The 18,566-nt window shown below is 68.8% G+C and carries 20 protein-coding genes; 7 read left to right on the plus strand and 13 right to left on the minus strand.

Annotated elements, in window-relative coordinates:
- Position 1: 1 nt before the first annotated feature.
- Positions 2-895 carry an ABC transporter ATP-binding protein gene (locus ACFVW6_RS07785; protein ID WP_378825116.1) on the minus strand — a complete coding sequence of 298 codons (894 nt, stop codon included), beginning with the start codon at positions 893-895 and terminating at the stop codon, positions 2-4.
- Between the two features lie 213 nt (positions 896-1,108).
- Here ACFVW6_RS07785 and ACFVW6_RS07790 point away from each other — a divergent pair, with 213 nt between their 5' ends.
- Both ACFVW6_RS07790 and ACFVW6_RS07795 read left to right on the plus strand, forming a co-directional pair.
- The gene (locus ACFVW6_RS07790) at positions 1,109-2,395 is read left to right on the plus strand and encodes a sensor histidine kinase (RefSeq protein ID WP_378825114.1); all 1,287 of its coding nucleotides are present in this window, start codon (positions 1,109-1,111) and stop codon (positions 2,393-2,395) included.
- Positions 2,392-3,075 carry a response regulator gene (locus ACFVW6_RS07795; protein WP_378825111.1) on the plus strand — a complete coding sequence of 228 codons (684 nt, stop codon included), beginning with the start codon at positions 2,392-2,394 and terminating at the stop codon, positions 3,073-3,075. Before ACFVW6_RS07790 ends, ACFVW6_RS07795 begins: the two co-directional genes overlap by 4 nt.
- Positions 3,076-3,084: 9 nt before the next feature.
- On the opposite strand, the gene ACFVW6_RS07800 is transcribed toward ACFVW6_RS07795, so the two are convergent.
- Positions 3,085-3,732: a VWA domain-containing protein gene (locus tag ACFVW6_RS07800; protein WP_378825109.1), complete on the minus strand. Its 648-nt coding sequence runs from the start codon at positions 3,730-3,732 to the stop codon at positions 3,085-3,087.
- 183 nt (positions 3,733-3,915) lie between these two features.
- Here ACFVW6_RS07800 and ACFVW6_RS07805 point away from each other — a divergent pair, with 183 nt between their 5' ends.
- Both ACFVW6_RS07805 and ACFVW6_RS07810 read left to right on the plus strand, forming a co-directional pair.
- Complete coding sequence (locus tag ACFVW6_RS07805) at positions 3,916-4,386, plus strand: DUF1877 family protein (RefSeq protein WP_378825107.1); 471 nt, start codon at positions 3,916-3,918, stop codon at positions 4,384-4,386.
- A 72-nt stretch (positions 4,387-4,458) separates the two neighbouring features.
- A complete protein-coding gene (locus tag ACFVW6_RS07810; RefSeq protein ID WP_378825105.1) occupies positions 4,459-5,649 on the plus strand; it encodes an MFS transporter in 1,191 nt (396 codons plus the stop codon).
- A gap of 10 nt (positions 5,650-5,659) precedes the next feature.
- On the opposite strand, the gene ACFVW6_RS07815 is transcribed toward ACFVW6_RS07810, so the two are convergent.
- Positions 5,660-6,514, minus strand: coding sequence for a helix-turn-helix domain-containing protein (locus tag ACFVW6_RS07815; RefSeq protein ID WP_378825103.1), 855 nt, complete (start codon positions 6,512-6,514; stop codon positions 5,660-5,662).
- A 161-nt stretch (positions 6,515-6,675) separates the two neighbouring features.
- Between ACFVW6_RS07815 and ACFVW6_RS07820 the strand changes: the two genes are divergently transcribed.
- Positions 6,676-6,942 (plus strand): hypothetical protein, encoded by a 267-nt coding sequence (locus ACFVW6_RS07820; protein WP_365009963.1) that lies wholly within the window; start codon positions 6,676-6,678, stop codon positions 6,940-6,942.
- Positions 6,943-6,951: 9 nt separating this feature from the next.
- On the plus strand, positions 6,952-7,746 hold the full coding sequence (locus ACFVW6_RS07825) for an LLM class flavin-dependent oxidoreductase (protein WP_378825101.1): 795 nt from the start codon (positions 6,952-6,954) through the stop codon (positions 7,744-7,746).
- Here the strand turns inward: ACFVW6_RS07825 and ACFVW6_RS07830 are convergent.
- Positions 7,736-8,200 (minus strand): hypothetical protein, encoded by a 465-nt coding sequence (locus tag ACFVW6_RS07830; protein WP_378825099.1) that lies wholly within the window; start codon positions 8,198-8,200, stop codon positions 7,736-7,738. The two genes, ACFVW6_RS07825 and ACFVW6_RS07830, sit on opposite strands and share 11 nt — an antisense overlap.
- Positions 8,201-8,354: 154 nt before the next feature.
- On the opposite strand from ACFVW6_RS07830, the gene ACFVW6_RS07835 reads away from it, so the two are divergent.
- Positions 8,355-8,819 carry a YfbM family protein gene (locus ACFVW6_RS07835; RefSeq protein WP_378825097.1) on the plus strand — a complete coding sequence of 155 codons (465 nt, stop codon included), beginning with the start codon at positions 8,355-8,357 and terminating at the stop codon, positions 8,817-8,819.
- A gap of 60 nt (positions 8,820-8,879) precedes the next feature.
- On the opposite strand, the gene ACFVW6_RS07840 is transcribed toward ACFVW6_RS07835, so the two are convergent.
- The 9 genes from ACFVW6_RS07840 to ACFVW6_RS07880 all read right to left on the minus strand — a co-directional run bounded on the left by ACFVW6_RS07840 (position 8,880) and on the right by ACFVW6_RS07880 (position 18,565).
- Entirely contained in the window at positions 8,880-11,447 is a 2,568-nt protein-coding gene (locus ACFVW6_RS07840) for an ATP-dependent Clp protease ATP-binding subunit (protein WP_355270689.1), read from the minus strand.
- A 280-nt stretch (positions 11,448-11,727) separates the two neighbouring features.
- Positions 11,728-12,666, minus strand: coding sequence for an esterase/lipase family protein (locus ACFVW6_RS07845; RefSeq protein ID WP_378825094.1), 939 nt, complete (start codon positions 12,664-12,666; stop codon positions 11,728-11,730).
- Positions 12,667-12,747: 81 nt separating this feature from the next.
- Positions 12,748-13,350 carry a DUF1772 domain-containing protein gene (locus ACFVW6_RS07850; RefSeq protein ID WP_378825092.1) on the minus strand — a complete coding sequence of 201 codons (603 nt, stop codon included), beginning with the start codon at positions 13,348-13,350 and terminating at the stop codon, positions 12,748-12,750.
- Between the two features lie 126 nt (positions 13,351-13,476).
- Entirely contained in the window at positions 13,477-14,091 is a 615-nt protein-coding gene (locus ACFVW6_RS07855) for an FHA domain-containing protein (RefSeq protein WP_355270683.1), read from the minus strand.
- 301 nt (positions 14,092-14,392) lie between these two features.
- Positions 14,393-14,755, minus strand: a complete 363-nt coding sequence (locus ACFVW6_RS07860; RefSeq protein ID WP_019044650.1) for an Lsr2 family protein — start codon at positions 14,753-14,755, stop codon at positions 14,393-14,395.
- A 115-nt stretch (positions 14,756-14,870) separates the two neighbouring features.
- Positions 14,871-16,337 carry a lysine--tRNA ligase gene (gene lysS, locus ACFVW6_RS07865; protein WP_355271703.1) on the minus strand — a complete coding sequence of 489 codons (1,467 nt, stop codon included), beginning with the start codon at positions 16,335-16,337 and terminating at the stop codon, positions 14,871-14,873.
- 255 nt (positions 16,338-16,592) lie between these two features.
- Positions 16,593-17,015 carry a rhodanese-like domain-containing protein gene (locus ACFVW6_RS07870; protein ID WP_378825708.1) on the minus strand — a complete coding sequence of 141 codons (423 nt, stop codon included), beginning with the start codon at positions 17,013-17,015 and terminating at the stop codon, positions 16,593-16,595.
- An 8-nt stretch (positions 17,016-17,023) separates the two neighbouring features.
- Positions 17,024-17,620, minus strand: coding sequence for a cysteine dioxygenase family protein (locus ACFVW6_RS07875; protein WP_355270681.1), 597 nt, complete (start codon positions 17,618-17,620; stop codon positions 17,024-17,026).
- A gap of 162 nt (positions 17,621-17,782) precedes the next feature.
- Positions 17,783-18,565: a type III pantothenate kinase gene (locus tag ACFVW6_RS07880; protein ID WP_378825089.1), complete on the minus strand. Its 783-nt coding sequence runs from the start codon at positions 18,563-18,565 to the stop codon at positions 17,783-17,785.
- Position 18,566: the final 1 nt, after the last annotated feature.

Consider the following 18,566-nt stretch of genomic DNA (forward strand, 5'->3'; position numbering starts at 1 on the left):
GTCATTTCGCGACCTCCACAGCCGTCATCTCGAAGAACACTTCTTCCAGGGACTTCTCGTCGACCCGCAGCTCCAGCAGATCGACGCCCGCCGCGACCACCGCGCGCACCACCTCGGGCGCGGTCGCGGCCGTCGTCTCGACCCTGATGCCGTCGACGCCGGCGCGGGCGGGCGCGACGGAACGGATCGCCGTGAGCGCGCTGTCGGCGGGCTCTGCGCGCACGACCAGCGTTGCGCTGCCCCGCAATTCGGCCACCGCCGATTCGGCGAGCAGGCGGCCGCCGGAGATCACGCCGACCCGGTGACAGATCTCCTGCACCTCGGCGAGCTGGTGGCTCGACAGCAGCACGGTGTGCCCGTCGGCGGCCAGTTCGACGATGAGCGTGCGCATTTCGGCCAGCCCGGCCGGGTCGAGGCCGTTGGTCGGCTCGTCGAGGATCAGCAGGTCGGGGTCGCCGAGCAGGGCCGCGCCGACACCGAGACGCTGCTTCATGCCGAGCGAATAGGTGCGGAAGCGGTCGTCCGCCCGGTCGGTCAGGCCGACGCGGGCCAGCGCCTGTTCGACATCGGCGGGGCGGTGGCCGCGATAGCGGGCCAGCACGCGCAGGTTGTCACGGCCGGACAGGTACGGATAGAAACCGGGGCCCTCGATGAGGACACCGATCCGGCGCAGGACCGCCGGGTCGCCCGGGGCGCGGCCGTGCACCAGGGCGGTGCCGGCGCTGGGCCGGATCAGGCCGGCCAGCATGCGCAGGGTGGTGGTCTTGCCCGCGCCGTTCGGGCCGAGGAAGCCGTAGATCTCCCCGGCGGCGACGCGCATGCTCACCGCGTCCACCGCGCGGTGCTCGCCATAGCGTTTGGTCAGCCCGTCGGTGACCACGATCGAATCGTTCATGCGAATCAGAATCCGCGTCACGGGGGTCGCCGGGCATCCGTCCCGGAGCGACTCCCGCACTACGCCGCGCGACCTACCCACGCCGTCGCCGACGCTGAGAATTCGCCTCGCCGGGCCCGCCGACCGGCCGATCCGGCCCCAGGACGGGGCTCGCGGCGGAATTACGAGCGCAGGCCGACGCGGAGGGCGCGCCTACGCAATAGGGTGAGGGAGGTGAGAGCGTCTGCGAAATGGGAGCGTGGCTCGGTCCTGCAGGACTGGGGTCTGGCGGGTGTGGTCGCGCTGATCCAGCTGGCCGGGAGTTCCGGTGCCAACGCGCATCAGACCGGCGTGCGTTCGCTCGACGCGTTCGCGTATCTGTTGCTGCTCGCGGGCCCGATCGCGCTCGGCTTCCGGCGGGTGCTGCCCGAGCCGGTGCTGCTGGTCGCGCTGCTGGCCGCGGTGGCGTACGTGCTGCGCGATTACGGGTACGGGCCGATCTTCCTGTCGCTGGTGATCGCGTTCGTGAGCGCGGCGGTCAACGGATCACGCTGGCGCACCTACCCCTTGGTCGCGGTCGGCTATCTGACCATGGTGTGGCCGGTGCCCGCGCTGCTCGGGCGCGAGACCGGCGCGTGGCAGGTCTTCGGGCTGCTGGCCTGGATGGGGATTCTGGTCGCGATCGCCGAGGGGGTGCGACAGCGGCGGGCCGTCGTCGTCGCGCGCAGGCAGCGCGCCGAGGCCGCGCAGCGCGACGCGGAGGCGCAGCAGGCCAGGGCCGCCAGCGAGGAGCGGCTGGCCATCGCCAGGGAACTGCACGACGTACTCGCGCACAGTCTTTCGCTGATCAATGTGCAGTCCTCGGTGGCGCTGGAGCTGTTCGACCGCAAACCGCAGCAGGCCGCGGCCGCGCTGGCCACCATCAAGACGACCTCCAAGGAGGCGCTGGCCGAGGTGCACACGCTCCTGCACGCCATCCGTAGCGGCGCCCCGGTCGCGCCGGTGGTCACCGAGCCCGTCGATTCCGTTGCCGCCGTGGCCGATTCACCACCGCCGATCGCGCCGGCGCCGCCGCCCCGGCCCGCGCCCCGCGCGCCGGTGCCTTCGCTCGACGACCTCGACACCCTGCTGGAACGCACCCGCGCGACCGGGCTCGCCGTCGACACCAAGATCATCGGCACACCCAAGAAGCTGCCCAGCGTGATCGATGTGGCGGCGGCCAGGATCATCCAGGAATCGCTGACCAACGTGGTGCGGCACGCGCCCGGCGCCACCGCGCTGATCACCCTGCGCTACACCCCCGACACCGTCGACATCACCGTCGACAACACCCGGCCCACCGGCACCGCGGTCCGCACCGGCGCCGGCGGCAACGGGATCATCGGGATGCGCGAACGTGCACACGCGCTCGGCGGCGCGCTGACGGCGGGACCGCGGCCGTCCGGCGGGTTCCGGGTGGCGGCCAGGCTGCCCGCCCGGCCGGTGGCGGATTCGGCGTCCGGCGACAAGGAGACGGCATGAGCGAACCGTCCGGCAAGACGACGACGCGGGTGCTCGTCGCCGACGACCAGGCGCTGGTGCGCGGCGGGTTCGTCGCGCTGCTCGACGCCCAGGACGACATCGAGGTGATCGGCGAGGCCGAGAACGGCGAACAGGCCGTCCGGATGACCCGCGCGCTCGTCCCCGATGTGGTGCTGATGGACATCCGGATGCCCATCCTCGACGGCTTGGCCGCCACCAGGATGATCGCCGACGACCCCAAGCTCGCCGCTGTCCGCGTCGTCGTGCTCACCACCTTCGAGCTGGACGAATACGTCTTCGAGGCGATCCGGGCCGGTGCGGCCGGGTTCCTGGTCAAGCACACCGAACCCGCCGACCTGCTGCGCGCGGTCCGGGTGGTCGCCGCGGGCGATGCCCTGCTCTCCCCCGGCGTCACCCGCCGCCTGCTCGCCGAGTTCTCCACCCACGCCAAACAACCCCCACCCGCCGCGCTCGCCGACCTCACCGACCGCGAACGCGAGGTGATGATCCTCGTCGCCGAAGGCCTCACCAACGCCGAGATCGGCGCCCGCCTCTACCTCAGCCCCGCCACCGCCCGAACCCACGTCAGCCGCATCCTCACCAAGCTCGACGCCCGCGACCGCACCCAACTCGTCGTCCTCGCCTACGAATCCGGCCTGGTCCGCCCCGGCTGGCAGTAGCGGTCCCGACTACGTGCCCGGGTCGGCCTTGCGGCGTTCGGCGGCGGAGAAGCTGGCTCGGCGGGCGGTGCCTGCGGGGGCGGCTTGGGCTCGGGCGGAGTAGGCGGCGAGGGCGTCGAAGGCGCCGCGGACGCCGCCGGCGACCGGGGCGTAGGTGATCGCGGAGTCGCGGTCGAAGCCCAGGTGGGCGCCTACTTCGACGGCGTCCATGTTGGCGCCGAGGAAGACGAAGGTCCAGTTGTAGACGTCCTGCTGCTGGGTGATCAGGGACTTCACCGCGGGGTGGGTCCATTCCCTGCTCGAGTTCTCGTGGCCGTCGGTGAGGACGACGACGATCACGGTGCCGGGGCGCTCGGGCTCGGGGCGGGCCGCGAGTTCGGCGCCGACGTCGGTGACCAGCTTGCCGACCGCGTCGTAGAGCGCGGTTCCGCCGCGCGGCAACAGGTTCGGCGGCGGCACCTGGTCCAGCGGCAGGTTCGCGTAGACCACCTCGTAGGCGGTGTCGAACTGCGCCAGCGTCACCTCGATGGATTTCGGCACCGAACGCTGCTGTTCGAAATAGGCGGCCAGCCCGCCCTCGGTGTCGGCTTTGATCGACTGCATCGACCCGGAACGGTCGAGCAGTACGGCGATCAGTGTGCGGTTGGAATCGGTCATGTGAACACCCCCGTGTTGTTTTCGCTGTGACGAACAATTCCCACCGTACGCCGATTCACCGGCCCCGAAATGCCACCGAAAGCCGATGAAAAGCGAACTCCAAGGCGGCGAACATTCACTGCCTGAGGCTGTCGGGCACCGATGGCCGGTATCGCCGAAATCGGAACGAACAGAGGGGGATTCATGGGTGCGGTCATGTCGTTCACCAGGGTGGGTGCGGCCGATCTGGAACGGATCGTCGCGGACAGGGAGCTGGCGGCGCGATTCGTCGAGCAGGTGCGGACTCCCGATACCGAGCCCACCGGCTATCTGGACAAATCCTGGGCGGGCCTGAGGTATTTGTTCGAAGCGGCGCGCACCGGTGTCGATCTGTTCTTCACCGGCCGTCCGCTGGATATCGCGGCGGAGGGCTACAGCGTCTGGAGCCCGGAGGACGTGTCCCACACCGCCGCATTGCTGCGCGCCCTCCCCTTCGACCAACTGGCCGCGCATTATGACCCGGAGCGCATGGACGCGACCCTGGTGTACCCGCACGTCTGGGTGCGCGACGGTGACGACGGCCTGCGCGAACTCGGCTTCCACTACGCCCAGCTGGTGCGGGTCTTCGACTTCGCCGACCGGCACGGATCGGGATTCGTCCAAAGCTTCGCCTGAACCCTGGCGTTTGGGTCGGACCGTGTGGCGTCCGGGTCGCGAACCGGCGCGAGAAGCGTTGTTGCACCGGGCATGACGACAACATCGACCATCGACGCCGCGGCACCGGAGGCCGGCCGCCGCGCCTGGCCCGCGCTGCTCACCATGTTCCTCGGCAGTTTCACGCTGGTGACGGCGGAGTTCCTGCCGCCCGGCGTGCTGACCGCGCTCGCCGACGACCTGCGGGTACCGGAAGGAGTGGTCGGGCTCTCCGTCAGCGCGACCGCGTTGACCGCGCTGCTGGCCGCGCTGGGACTGGGCGCCCTGTTCCCCCGGGTCGACCGCCGCACGCTGCTGCTGGTGTTGACCATCGGGGCCGCCGGGTCGAACGTGCTGGTGGCGGTATCGCCCAACATCGCGTTGCTGCTGGTCGCGCGGTTGCTGCTCGGCGTAGCGGTGGGTGGGTACTGGTCGATGGCGCTGGTGATCGCCGCGCAGCTGGTGCCCGCGGATCGCCTCGGCAAGGCCATGATGATCGTGAACTCGGGGACCACCGTCGCCACCGTGGCCGGGGTGCCGCTGGGGGTGCTGCTGAGCACCTACGCGGGGTGGCGGACCGTGTTCGTCGTGACCGCGGCGCTGACCGTGGTCGCGGCGGTGGCGGTGCGGGTGATGCTGCCGCCGATCGCGCCCAGCAAGGGCATCGGATTCGCGGCGATGGGCGCGGCCCTGCGGGCGCCGGGGGTCGCGTTGGGGCTGGTCAGCGTGGTCGCGGTGATCGGCGGGCACTTCGCCGGATTCACCTACATCCGGCCCGCGCTCGCCGAATTGCTCGAGGCGGGTCCGTCGGCGATTCCGGTGTTGCTCGCACTGTTCGGAGTGGGCGGCCTGCTCGGGAATTTCGTGCTCGGGTCGCTGGCCGACCGCAGGCTCGGCGTCCTGCTGGTCGCGGTGCCGACGGCCATCGGGCTGTCCCTGCTGGCGATCATCGTCTCCGGTGCGGTGCCGGTGCTCGGCTATGTCGCCGTGGTGGTGTGGGGCGGCGCGTTCGGCGGCATCCTCAACCTGGTGCAGGTGTGGGTGTCGCGGGTGCTGCCCGAGCGGATGGAGGCGGGCAGCGGGCTGGTGGTCGGCGGTTTCCAGCTGGCGATCATCCTCGGTTCCGCGGTCGGCGGGCGCGGGGTGGACAGCATCGGCCTGGCCGCGACGTACGGACTCGCGGCGCTGGCCGCCGTGCTCGGCGGTGTGCTGGTGCGGGTGTCGCTCGCCCGCGCGGCGCGCTAGCGGTCGGGGGTCAGCCCGAGACCGAGCGGGCCGCGCGTCGCCATTCCGACGGCGTGTGGCCCGTGTGCCTGCGGAAGGCCCGGCCGAAGGCGGTTTCGGACCGGTAGCCCAGCCGCCGCGCCACCGCGCCGACCGACACGTTGTGCTCGGCCAGGAACAGCTGCGCGCGCTCGACCCGCAGCTTCGTCAGATACCGCCCCGGGGTGAGCCCGGTCGCCGTCTGGAACCGCGCGGCGAAGCCGGATCGCGAAGCCAGCGCGACCCGGGCCAGCGCCTCGACGGTCCAGTCCCGGCCGGGTTCGGCGTGCATCGCGGCCACCGCCCGCGCCACGCCCGGCTCGTTGACCCGCAGCAACCACCGCTTCGGCGCGCATCCGCGCGCATGCCAGGACTCGACCGCCATCGAGCCGATCAAGGTGGCGACCCGGTCGCCCTGCACCCCGTACGGATCGGGGCAGTCCCGGACCAGGTGCTCCAGCATCGTCGCGGCCAGCGGCGCGTGCCGGACGAATTCGGTGAGCAGCACCCGGCGCGGCAGCGCGTCCATCGCACCGCCCGACCCGACCGGGTCCAGCCGCACCCGCAGCACGGTGCTGTCGGTGAGGCCGGTGATCGCGAGGCGGTTCGGGCGGGGGACGAACAGGAAATCGCCGCTCGCCAGATCCTCGGCCTCGCCGTCGTGGTCACCGGACGCCGGGCAGTGGACCCGGACCAAGCCGTCGGTCACCACCAGGGCGGTCGGCTCGCCGGCGAGGTGCGCCCAGCCACCGGCGGTGAGCGCGAATTCGTCCCGGCCCGCGAACCGCCATTGCAGACCGGCGAGGACATCGTCGAGACCGCTCGCACCAGATTCGATCAGCGTCACCGTGCACAACCTCCGGGTGGATCTCCGACGGATTCACGGTACCAAGGCAGCTCGGCGGCGGTGCGGCCGTGAAATCCCGCCCGGCCCTACGCGCGCAGACGTAGCCGGGATCGGGTCGCGCGGCCGATGTCCGCGACCGCCGTCGCGAGCAGGCTGAAGTCATGAACATTGTCGACAGCGCGACGACGCTGACCTTCCTGGCCGACCACTACGACGGGGGCTGGCACCCCTGGCCGTTCTTCTGGATCTTTCCGTTGCTGTTCTGGATCACCGTGATCGCGGTCCTGTTCTTCGCGCGCCGACGGTGCGTCGGGCGCGGCGGCGCGATCGGGGCACTGCGCACCGGGTTCGCCCGGGGCGAGATCAGCGAGTCCGAGTACCGCAGCAGGCTCGCGGTGCTGAACGAGCCCCGGCGCGAGAAGAAGTAGGAGGCCGCGATGCGATTCGGGATCGTGCTGACGCCCAGCTCCGGGCCACAGTGGACACGTGCGGTGGTCGAGGCCGAGCGGCAGGGCTACGCCACCGTGCTGCTCCCCGACACCCTCTACACCCCGTCGCCACTCCCCGCGCTCGCCGCCGCGGCCGCGGTGACGACGACACTGCGGCTGCGGCCCAATGTCCTCGCGGCACCCTTGCGCACCCTCGGTTCGACGGTCCGGGAAGTCGCCGCGCTGCAACTGCTCTCGGACGGCCGATTCGAGCTCGGTCTCGGCACCGGCCGACCCGATGCCCGTGGCGAAGCCGAAAAGCTCGGCATGCCCTGGGGTTCGGCGCGCGAACGACGACAGCAGCTGATCGACACCGTGGCAGCGGTCCGGGCGCAGGTCGACCCGGCCCCGCCGATCGTGATCGCGGCGAACGGCCCGCGCATGCTGGCCACCGCCGCCGCGAACGCCGATCGCGTCCTGCTGGCCGCCGCACCGGACGCCACCGAGGACGAACTGGCCGCCATGGTCGCCACGGTCACCGAGCACACCGACCGCGACGTCCGGTTCACGCTCCAATTGGTCGGCGTCGGTGCACAACTGCCGATCTGGTTGAGCGCACGCCTCGGCTACACCGCGAGCGCACTGCGCGACGCGAAGGCCGCCGGACTTCTTCCCAGCGATCCACAGGCCGCGGTGGACATCCTCGAATCCCGCAGCGCGCGCTACGGAATCGACGAGCTGATCGTCCCCGGCGAACTCGCCGAGTCGTTCGCACCGACCCTCGAGCTGGCGCTCAGTAGATGACACTCCAGTACGCCTCGACGACCATGCCGATGATGTAGCGCGGATTCTGCGGGTCGTCGGTCACCGTGACGGTCGCCTTGGACAGGTCGATCTTCATGCCGTCGCCGTTCAGGAACTGCTGGCTGTTGGCGGTGTAGGTGAAGAACGGCGCCTCGAACGGCTGCGCACGCAGGCCCGGCGCCGCGGCCCGCAGCACGCGGGTCGCGTCGGCCCGTTCGCACACCGCGAACTTCTCCTTGGAGCTCCTGGTCGCGCCGATCAGGAGCACCGGCCGCTCACCGTCGAGGCAGCGCGCACCCGGATCGAGCCAGCCCTGCTTGTCGGCGCCGCTCGGCAGCACCCCGTCGACCACCGGCGCCTTCGTGGGCGCGGGTGCCGACGACGCGATCGTCGGCGGCGCGGATCCGGCGTCCTCCGCGCCACACCCGGCCACGGCCACCCCGACAACAAACATTCCGGCGCCACGCGCCTTTACCCACCCGAGCACGCTGACAAACCTAGCAATCCGGCGCGCTGAAAGTTCGCGCCGCCCAGCTCTACTCGGCCGCGACCTGTCGGTCGGCACTGCTAGCTTCGACCGGAATCCGCAGGAGGAAAGGGAGTTCCGGATGGGACTGACCATGTCGTTCACCAGGGTGAGCGCCGAGGAGCTGGCGCGGCTGGCGACGACGACCGAGTGGCCAGACGATTTCCTCGACGGTCTGGTGGTCCAGGACGGCGGGCCGAGCGGCTATCTGGACAAAGCGTGGGCGGGCTTGGGCTATCTGCTGACCCAGGCGGACCTCGGGATCGACCTCGTCGACACCGGCCGTCCGCTGGCCCACGAGAACTATTTCGCGTGGTCCCCGGACGACGTGTCCGCCACGGCGAAGGTCCTGAGCCGCTTCCCGTTCGACGAGCCCGCGCTGTTCTACGACCCCGCGGCGATGGACGCGGCCGGGGTGTACCCGAACATCTGGGTCCGCGACGGTGAGAGCGCGCTGCACTACCTGCGGCACCACTACGACGGCCTGGAGCAGGTGTTCCGGTACGCCGCCGCGCGCGGATCCGGCTTCCTTCAGCACTTCGGCTGACTCGCACACGACGAAGCCCGCCCCTGGATTTCCAGGAGCGGGCTTCGCCGGTTCAGCTGTTTACTCGCCGGAGGCGGCGGCCTCGGGCGCGGTGCCCTCGGCTGCGCCGGTCAGGACGACCTCGGGCTTGTCGTCGCCCGCCGGAGCCTTGGTCAGCTTCGCCTTGCCGGCGAAGGTGAACTTGGCGTCCTCGCCCTGGCCCTCGCCGTTCCAGCCCTCCACGTCGACCGTGATGGTCTGGCCGGCGCCGATCTCGCCGAAGAGGATCTTCTCCGACAGCTGGTCCTCGATCTCGCGCTGGATCGTGCGACGCAGCGGCCGCGCACCGAGGACCGGGTCGAAACCGCGCTTGGCGAGCAGGCTCTTGGCCTGTTCGGTCAGCTCGATGCCCATGTCCTTGTTCTTCAGCTGCTTGGCGACGCGGCCGATCATCAGGTCCACCATCATCACGATCTGTTCGCTCGTGAGCTGGTGGAAGACGATCACGTCGTCGATGCGGTTGAGGAACTCGGGGCGGAAGTGCTTCTTCAGCTCGTCGTTGACCTTGAGCTTCATCCGCTCGTAGTTCGAGCCCTCGGCGTTGGACTGGGTGAAGCCCAGGCCGACAGCCTTGGAGATGTCGGAGGTGCCCAGGTTCGAGGTGAAGATCAGCACGGTGTTCTTGAAGTCGACCGTACGACCCTGGCCGTCGGTGAGACGGCCGTCCTCGAGCACCTGCAGGAGGGTGTTGTAGATCTCCTGGTGCGCCTTCTCGATCTCGTCGAACAGCACCACGGAGAACGGCTTGCGGCGCACCTTCTCGGTGAGCTGGCCGCCCTCCTCGTAGCCCACGTACCCGGGAGGGGCACCGAAGAGCCGCGACGCGGTGAAGCGGTCGTGGAACTCGCCCATGTCGATCTGGATGAGCGCGTCGTCGTCGCCGAACAGGAAGTTCGCCAGCGCCTTGGACAGCTCGGTCTTACCGACACCGGACGGACCGGCGAAGATGAACGAGCCGGAGGGGCGCTTGGGGTCCTTCAGGCCGGCGCGAGTGCGGCGGATCGCCTTGGAGACGGCCTTGACGGCGTCCTCCTGGCCGATGATCCGCTTGTGCAGCTCGTCCTCCATGCGGAGCAGACGGGTGGTCTCCTCCTCGGTGAGCTTGAAGACGGGGATGCCGGTCCAGTTGGCCAGCACCTCCGCGATCTGCTCGTCGTCGACCTCGGCCACGACGTCCAGATCACCGGAACGCCACTGCTTCTCGCGCTCGGCGCGCTTGGCGACGAGCTGCTTCTCCTTGTCCCGCAGGCGCGCGGCCTTCTCGAAGTCCTGCGCGTCGATCGCGCTTTCCTTCTCGCGGCGGGCGTCGGCGATCTTGTCGTCGAACTCGCGCAGGTCCGGCGGCGCGGTCATCCGGCGGATGCGCATGCGCGCGCCCGCCTCGTCGATGAGGTCGATCGCCTTGTCCGGCAGGAACCGGTCGTTGATGTAGCGGTCGGCCAGCGTCGCGGCGGCGACCAGGGCACCGTCGGTGATGGACACCCTGTGGTGCGCCTCGTAGCGGTCGCGCAGACCCTTGAGGATGTTGATGGTGTGCTCGACGGTCGGCTCGCCGACCTGCACCGGCTGGAAGCGGCGTTCCAGGGCGGCGTCCTTCTCGATGTACTTGCGGTACTCGTCGAGGGTGGTCGCGCCGATGGTCTGCAGCTCGCCACGGGCCAGCTTCGGCTTCAGGATCGAGGCCGCGTCGATGGCGCCTTCGGCAGCACCCGCGCCGACGAGCGTGTGCAGCTCGTCGATGAACAGGATGATGTCGCCGCGGGTGTTGATCTCCTTGAGCACCTTCTTCAGGCGCTCTTCGAAGTCACCGCGGTAGCGGCTGCCCGCGACCAGGGAACCCAGGTCGAGGGTGTAGAGCTGCTTGTCCTTGAGAGTCTCGGGGACCTCGCCGTTGACGATGGCCTGCGCCAGGCCCTCGACGACCGCGGTCTTACCGACACCGGGCTCACCGATCAGCACCGGGTTGTTCTTGGTGCGGCGGCTCAGCACCTGCATGACGCGCTCGATTTCCTTCGAGCGGCCGATGACCGGGTCGAGCTTGCCCTCGAGCGCGGCCTGGGTGAGGTTGCGGCCGAACTGGTCGAGCACCAGCGAAGTGGACGGCGTGCCCGCCTCACCGCGCGAGCCGGAGCCCTCGACGGGCTCCTTGCCCTGGTACCCGGACAGCAGCTGGATGACCTGCTGACGGACGCGGTTCAGGTCGGCACCGAGCTTGACCAGAACCTGGGCGGCGACGCCCTCGCCCTCGCGGATGAGACCGAGCAGGATGTGCTCGGTACCGATGTAGTTGTGGCCGAGCTGCAGCGCCTCGCGCAGGCTCAGCTCCAGCACCTTCTTGGCGCGCGGGGTGAAGGGGATGTGGCCGGACGGCGCCTGCTGGCCCTGCCCGATGATCTCCTCGACCTGGCTGCGCACACCCTCCAGCGAGATGCCAAGCGACTCCAGCGACTTCGCCGCCACGCCCTCGCCCTCGTGGATCAACCCAAGCAGGATGTGCTCGGTGCCGATGTAGTTGTGGTTGAGCATCCGGGCCTCTTCTTGGGCCAGGACAACGACACGCCTCGCGCGGTCGGTGAACCTCTCGAACATCGCTCCCTCACTCTCCTGCTCCGACATTCTGGCAACAGACGCCGCAGTGTGCTCGGTACAACCTAGGGCGTCGGACCGACAACTGTCGCCGTCAGCCTGCCATGAAGCCCGGGGGTTGCGGCCCCCGCCTCCACTCTAGTTGGCAGGGGATTCCGCCGCCGCCGGTCCACCCTATTGATGACCGGCGGCAACATGGTCATTCACTCATAACGCGCACGTCGCGGCATTCGTTTCCCTCGGAGTTTTGCCTACAGCGAAATATGACGGAGCGGTGACGGCCTCAGCCGGTGAACGGCGGCACGAACTCGCACGGAACCGGGGCCTGACGGGCCGGATCCAGGGCGTTGAGGACGTGACCGGCCGCGCGCGGGCTGCCCGCGATGGCCAGGTGCTCGGAGTAGTCCTGGGCGCAGCCGTCCTGGACGACGACGGAAGTGGCGTTCGGTCCGGGCACGAGGCCGGAGGTGTGGGGCACGACCAGCTCGTCGATCGAGGAGACGATGTTCGTGTAGGTGACCTGCGGGCTGTACACCCCGTCGGCGTTGAGCGCGGCCATGAAGTCGTCGCCGGTCAGCATCTGCCCGCAGGCCTGGCACAGCGAGGTGGCGACCGCGTCGAAGGCGGGACCGGCGCCCAGCGCCCGGCTGTAGGCCGCGATGTCGCCGGCGCCGAGCGCGTTGGTGCCCAGCCACGGCGGGGCGATCCCGACCAGCTTGTCCACCTTGGCCGCGCCGCCGAGGCGCTTGATGTAGTAGTTGCCGACGATATTGCCCTGCGAATGGGCGACGAAGTCGACCCGCGCGGCGCCGGTGCGGGCGAGCACCCGGTCGACGAAGGCCGACACCTCGGCCGCGCTCTGCTCGATGGGCCGCATCCCGCCGACCGCCGAGACCGGCCATGGCAGCCCGTACGCGCCGTAGGTGAGGGCGAAGACGCAGTAGCCCTCGTTGGCCAGCAGCGGGGCGTACACGCCCCAATTCGTCTGCGCGCCACCGCCGGTGCCGTGCAGCAGCACCACCGGATTCGGATGCTCGGCGGAGGGGACGCAGCCCGGATCGTTCGCGCCGGGCAGCGCGCCGCCGGGGTTGGCGAGTTCCGGGGCGATGCCGGCGAAGAAGTTGTAGTCGACCGGATACTCCGCGGCGGCGGTACCCGAATTCCCCCAGGCCAGCAGCGCGGCAGCGGCCAATACCAGCAACGATCTCGAACTACGTCGCATGAAACGACTCCTCACTAGAACGTGTTCCGATCATCATGGAACACGTTCTAGTGATCGCGTGGCCCTATTGGCAGATCGCCATCAACGCTGGAACGGCGCAGGCGCGTAGCCACCGGCCAGCGGCGCGCCCATCGCCTGCGGCACCGGCTGCCCGGCAACCGCACCGCCGGTCGCGGAGCTCGACTCGCCCCGCTGCACACCCGCCGCGAACAGCGCGCCGCACAGCACCAGGAACGCCAGCGTGTGCAGCACCCCGCGGACGATGTTCCAGCGCACCCAGGCCGCCTCGAAGTCGGCCCGCACGGCCGCGGTGTCGGCGATCGCCGACGGGTCACCCGCCGCGGCGAGCGCGTCGTTGAGCGGCACGTTCAGCCCCGAGGTGACGGCGAAGGCGATCACGTTGAGCGCGAGGGCGACGCCGAGCCAGATCAGCGTGGTGCGGTGCTCCTTGCCCAGCGACAGGGCCGCGGCCAGCACCGTGAACCCGACCGTGCCGAGGAAGCCGAGCATGAACCACGGGTTGATGATCACGACGTTGATCTTCTGCATGACGTCGATCAGCGTGCGGTCGCCGGTCCGCGCCAGGGCCGGCATCACCGAGATCGCGTAGGCGTAGAACACACCCGCGATCAGCCCGGTGCTGAGCAGCGCCAGAACCATGGCGGCCATCCGAAGTGCGAACATGTGAGGTCTCCTGACTCGTGTTCCGGAGCTCGATCCCTGTGCTCCGGTGTTACGAGTAAGTCAACCTTGTCACGCGGCTCGCCGACATGGTTCAGACGCTCAGGCACCTGCGCGAGCGTCGCGACCTCACAGATCGTGGTCGGAGATCATCCCGCTCTGCATCGCCAGCGCCGCCAGCCGGGTGCGCTTCTGGTTCTGCGGCAGGTTCTCCACCCCGAATTTCGCGAACAGCGCGCGCAGATGCGTCTTGATCGCGTCGATGGAAAGGAACAATTCCTCGGCGATCTGCTGATTCGAGGCGGGGGTGGCGAAACCGGTGCCGTGCTTGTACGGGCGGCACAGCGCGATCAGCACCGCGCGCTGGGTCTCGGTCAGCGAGCGCATGGTGGGAATGGAACCGGACGCGGTGTGCGTCGCGTCGTCGACGACCCCGCCGAAATCGAAGAAATGCACCAGCGTGGTGCCGACCCGGATCCGGTCGCCCGGGCTCAGCCTGCGCCTGCCGATCAGCCGCTCGCCGTTGACGAAGGTGCCGTTGCGGGACAGGCCGTCGTCGACGATGGTCCAGTGCGCGCCCAGGTACTCGACGGCGGCATGCAGACGGGAGACCTCGGCGTCCCAGCCGAGGACGAGGTCGGCCTGCACATTGCGGCCGATGGTGAACCGCTGCTGCGCGGGTTCGAGCGCCAGCTCGTGCTGCCGCCCCGTGTCATCGGTATACCGCAAAAACGAACTCGCCATGCCGGTCACAGTCCCGCCTCTCCGCGATGTTGGCCGGACTCGTGCGCGTTGGCCGAATCTACGGCGGGCGGCAGTGAGACCTTCGCCCGTTCGCCCGTACCCGGTGAGTTACCCATGTACTCGCCGAATCGGGTCGGACGGTCGGCCATCGCCGACGTGAAAAACCTTGCGCACGAACATCAGTCTATCTCTCCAGGAGTTCCCCGGAGTCCACCCACGCATGTCCCGACCTGCGGGTACACCGTTGACAGCAGAGCGGCCCGGGATCGCCGCGTCAGCAACCCCGGACCGCCGTCGAACTTCAGGCCTTGCCGACTTCCTTGTTGTACGCCTCGGTGATGTCGGCCGAGATGCGGCCGCGCGCGGAGACCTTGTGGCCCTTGCGGCGGGCCCATTCACGAATTGCGGCGCTCTGTTCCCGGTCCATGGAAACTCGGCTCTTCCCCTGCGGTGCCGGCGCCCCTGCCGCCTTCACCCGGCGACGGCCACTCACGCGACGGGCGTTGGCGACCCACTCGTCCAAGCCTTCGCGCAGCCGCGCCGCGTTAGCCTCGGACAGATCGATCTCGTACGACACGCCATCGATAGCGAACTCGATGGTCTCGTCCGCGATGGACTCACCGTCGACATCGTCGATCAGGCTAACGGTGACCTTCTTTGCCATGAGATGAACGTCCTCTCGAAATCGTCAAGCCTGCCTCCAGGCCGAATACCCAGGGCAAGAATACCTCTAATTACGAAAATTCCAACACGAGGTCTTCACCCCGCAAATCGACTGGTCAGCGACTAGTCGGGCGGACAATCGGGAACAGGATCGTTTCCCGGATTCCCAAACCGGTCAGTGCCATCAACAAGCGATCGATTCCCATACCGGTTCCGGTGGTCGGCGGCATGCCGTGTTCCATCGCGGCGAGGAAGTCTTCGTCCAGCACCATGGCCTCGTCATCGCCCGCGGCGGCCAGCCTCGCCTGATCGACGAACCGTTCCCGCTGGATCACCGGGTCGACCAACTCCGAATAGCCCGTTGCCAACTCGAAGCCGCGAACATACAGGTCCCACTTCTCCGTGACGCCGCCCTTGCTGCGGTGCTGACGTGTCAGCGGCGAGGTCTCGACCGGGAAGTCGCGAACGAAAGTCGGCGCGTACAGCTTGTCGCCATACGCGTGTTCCCACAGTTCTTCGACAAGTTTCCCGTGACCGTAGCCCTTGCCCGTTGGAATTTCCAGACCGACCCGATCGGCGAGCGCCAGCAATTCCTCGACAGTGGTTTCGGGAGTGACCTCGACACCGATCGACTCCGACAGCGACGGATACATCTCGACCGTCGTCCACTCGCCGCCGAGATCATATTCCGTGCCGTCGGCCAGCGTCACCACGAGGGTGCCGAATGCCTCCTGCGCGACTTCCTGGATCAATTCCCGGGTCATCTTCGCGGAGTCGTCATAGGTGCCGTAAGCCTCGTAGGTTTCCAGCATCGCGAACTCGGGCGAATGGGTCGAGTCGGCGCCCTCGTTGCGGAAGTTCCGGTTGATCTCGAAGACCTTCTCCAGGCCGCCGACCACACAGCGCTTCAGGAACAGTTCCGGCGCGATACGCAGGAACAACTCCATGTCCAGGGCATTGGAATGGGTGACGAACGGGCGTGCCGCCGCGCCGCCGTGGATGGTCTGCAGCATCGGGGTCTCGACCTCGAGGAAGCCGCGGCGCTCCAGCGCGGTGCGCAGCGCGCGGACCACGTTCACGCGGGTACGGGCCATTTCCCTGGCCTCGGGACGCACGATCAGGTCGACGTAGCGCTGCCGGACGCGCGACTCCTCGTTCATCTCCTTGTGCGCGACCGGCAGCGGCCGCAGCGACTTGGCCGCCATCGACCAGGAATCGGCCATCACGCTCAATTCACCGGTCCGCGAGGAGATGACCTCACCGTGCACGAACACGAAGTCACCGAGGTCCACATCGGACTTCCAGGCGGCCAGCGCGTCGGCGCCGACGCCGTTGAGGCTGATCATCGCCTGCAGCTTGGTGCCGTCGCCCTCCTGCAGGGTGGCGAAGCAGAGCTTGCCGGTATTGCGGACGAAAATGACGCGGCCCGCGATGCCGGCCTGCAGACCGGTCTGGGTATCGGGCTCCAGATCCGGGTAGGCGGCCCGAATTTCGGCCAGCGTGTGCGTGCGGGGCACCACCACCGGATAGGCCTCACCGCCCTCGGCGAGCAGCCGTTCCCGCTTGTCCCGGCGAATCCGCATCTGCTCGGGAACATCGCTGTCCACGGCGGAACTGACGGCGCGGCCGGTATCGGCGGGGTTAGGGGTGCTCACATCCGATAACAGTAGCGTGCGCCGGAAATGCTCCGCCGCCTCCCCGCGAATTCTGCGGGCCGTTCGCAAACTCGCACCACTGCTCTCGGTCTCACCCCGGGCGCATCACGGCTGGGAGGTGGTTGGGGAGTTACCCATGTACCCACCTCATTCAGTGAGGCATCTCACTGAGCTGCGCCGAATCTATAGTGCGGCCAGCGCATTCACCTCACGGGCAAAGTGCGGCGCCCCCACCGCGACGGTCAACAACCCCGCCGACTTCAGTGCCTGGTAGCCGCCGATGAGATCGGTGGCGCGGTGCAAACCGAGCTGCTGCAACGACGCCGCGGCCAAACTCGAGGTGTAGCCCTCCGAGCAGAAGATGATCCATTCCACGTCGTGGTCGACGGCCAGCGACAAACGCGCCGACGAGGTCGGGTCGAGGCGCCATTCCAGGACATTGCGTTCGATGACCAGCGCACCCGGTAGGGAACCCTCACGAACTCGCTGCGCGGCCGGGCGGATGTCCACCAGAATCGCGCCCCTGGCCAATGCGGCGGACAGGTCGTAGACGTAGAGCCTGCGTAGGTCGGCGCGGGCGTTCTCGAGCATCTGATCAATCGTCAAACGACTCATCACAGGTCACCTTCGGGCTGGTCGGTGAGGACGGTTTTGGTTCGCCGCAAGGTGCCGTGTCCGGTCACCTCGTAATAGGACATCGCCGACAACGGCGGGGAATAGGCGTGCACGCTCAGCGTGGGATCCAGCGGGCCGACGGATTCGGCGGCGGCGGGCGCCCGCACCACGTCGTGTACCCAGCCGATCGGGAACGAGGCCTGATCGCCGGCGGCGAGCGTGCGCCTGCGTAACTCCGAACCATTCCAGCGGAATTCCGAGAGCGCGCCGCTGAGCACGGTGAGCGCGCCCAGCGAACCGGCGTGATCGTGCAATTCGGTGGATTTCCCCGGCGTCCAGCTGATCAGCCAGACATCGACCTCGTCGTCGGCGATCAGCCGGGTGGCCCACCGTTCCTCCGTCGGCCAGACGCCGTCGGCGGGCAGCAGGTGATCGTAGCGACCGGCGAGGACGTCTTCGGCGCCCTCGTCGGTGAGTCGCAGCAGGTCAGCGGGCCGCAGCCGGGTCGGCAACGCCGAAGCCACCGCCCGGTCGAGCGGGGGTGTCGCCGAGTAGCCGTCGCGGGCGGACGTCAGGGAAAGGACAGAAGAACGCATGAGCGAATCTCCAGGAGGTGCGAAACGGTCGAGGGGAAAACGTCAGCCTCGAACGGTCGAGGCAGGTCAGCCTCGACAACACTCCTGGGTGCTCACACGGAAGGACACGAGCGTGAGTTTAGCAGTTGACGCGCGCTCCGGCGAAAATGACCTGCGCCACAGTCACTTCTTGTTGCGTTCGTAGACGTGGCGCAACCCGGTCAGCGTCAGGTGCGGCTCGTGCTGATCGATGGTCTCCGATTCCGGCACGATCAGCGGCGCGCCCGCGCCCGTCGCGACCACGGTGACATCGGTCCCAGCGAAGGCGTCGAACTCGTCGCGGATGCGATCGATCAGACCGTCGACCAGGCCGGCGAAACCGAAGACGGCGCCGGACTGCATGCATTCCATGCTGTTCTTGCCCAGCACCGAGCGCGGGCGGGTCAGTTCCACCCGGCGCAGCGCGCTGCGCTCGACCAGCGCCTCGGTGGAGATCTCCACGCCGGGCGCGATCACACCGCCGAGGAACTCACCCTTGGCCGAGACCAGGTCGACGCAGATGGCGGTGCCGAAATCGACCACGATCGCCGGACCGCCGAAGCGGCGGTAGGCCGCCAGGCAGTTGACGATGCGGTCGGCGCCGACCTCCTTCGGGTTGTCCACCAGCAGCGGGATACCGGTCCGCACGCCGGGTTCGACCAGCACATGCGGCACGTGCGCCCAGTAGCGCGCGAGCATGGTGCGCAGCTCGCGCAGCACCGGCGGCACCGTCGACAAGGCCGAGACGCCGACCACCTGGTCGAGCTCGGCACCGACCAGGCCACGCACCTGCATGGCGAACTCGTCGGCGGTGAGCAGCGGATTGGTGTGGATGCGCCAGTGCCGCGCCAGTGTCGCGTGCTCGCCGCTGCCGGTGAACAGGCCCAGTTCGATCCCGGTGTTGCGGACGTCGATCGTCAGCAGCATC

The sequence above is a fragment of the Nocardia sp. NPDC058244 genome, from assembly GCF_042882065.1.
Taxonomy (GTDB): Bacteria; Actinomycetota; Actinomycetes; order Mycobacteriales; family Mycobacteriaceae; genus Nocardia.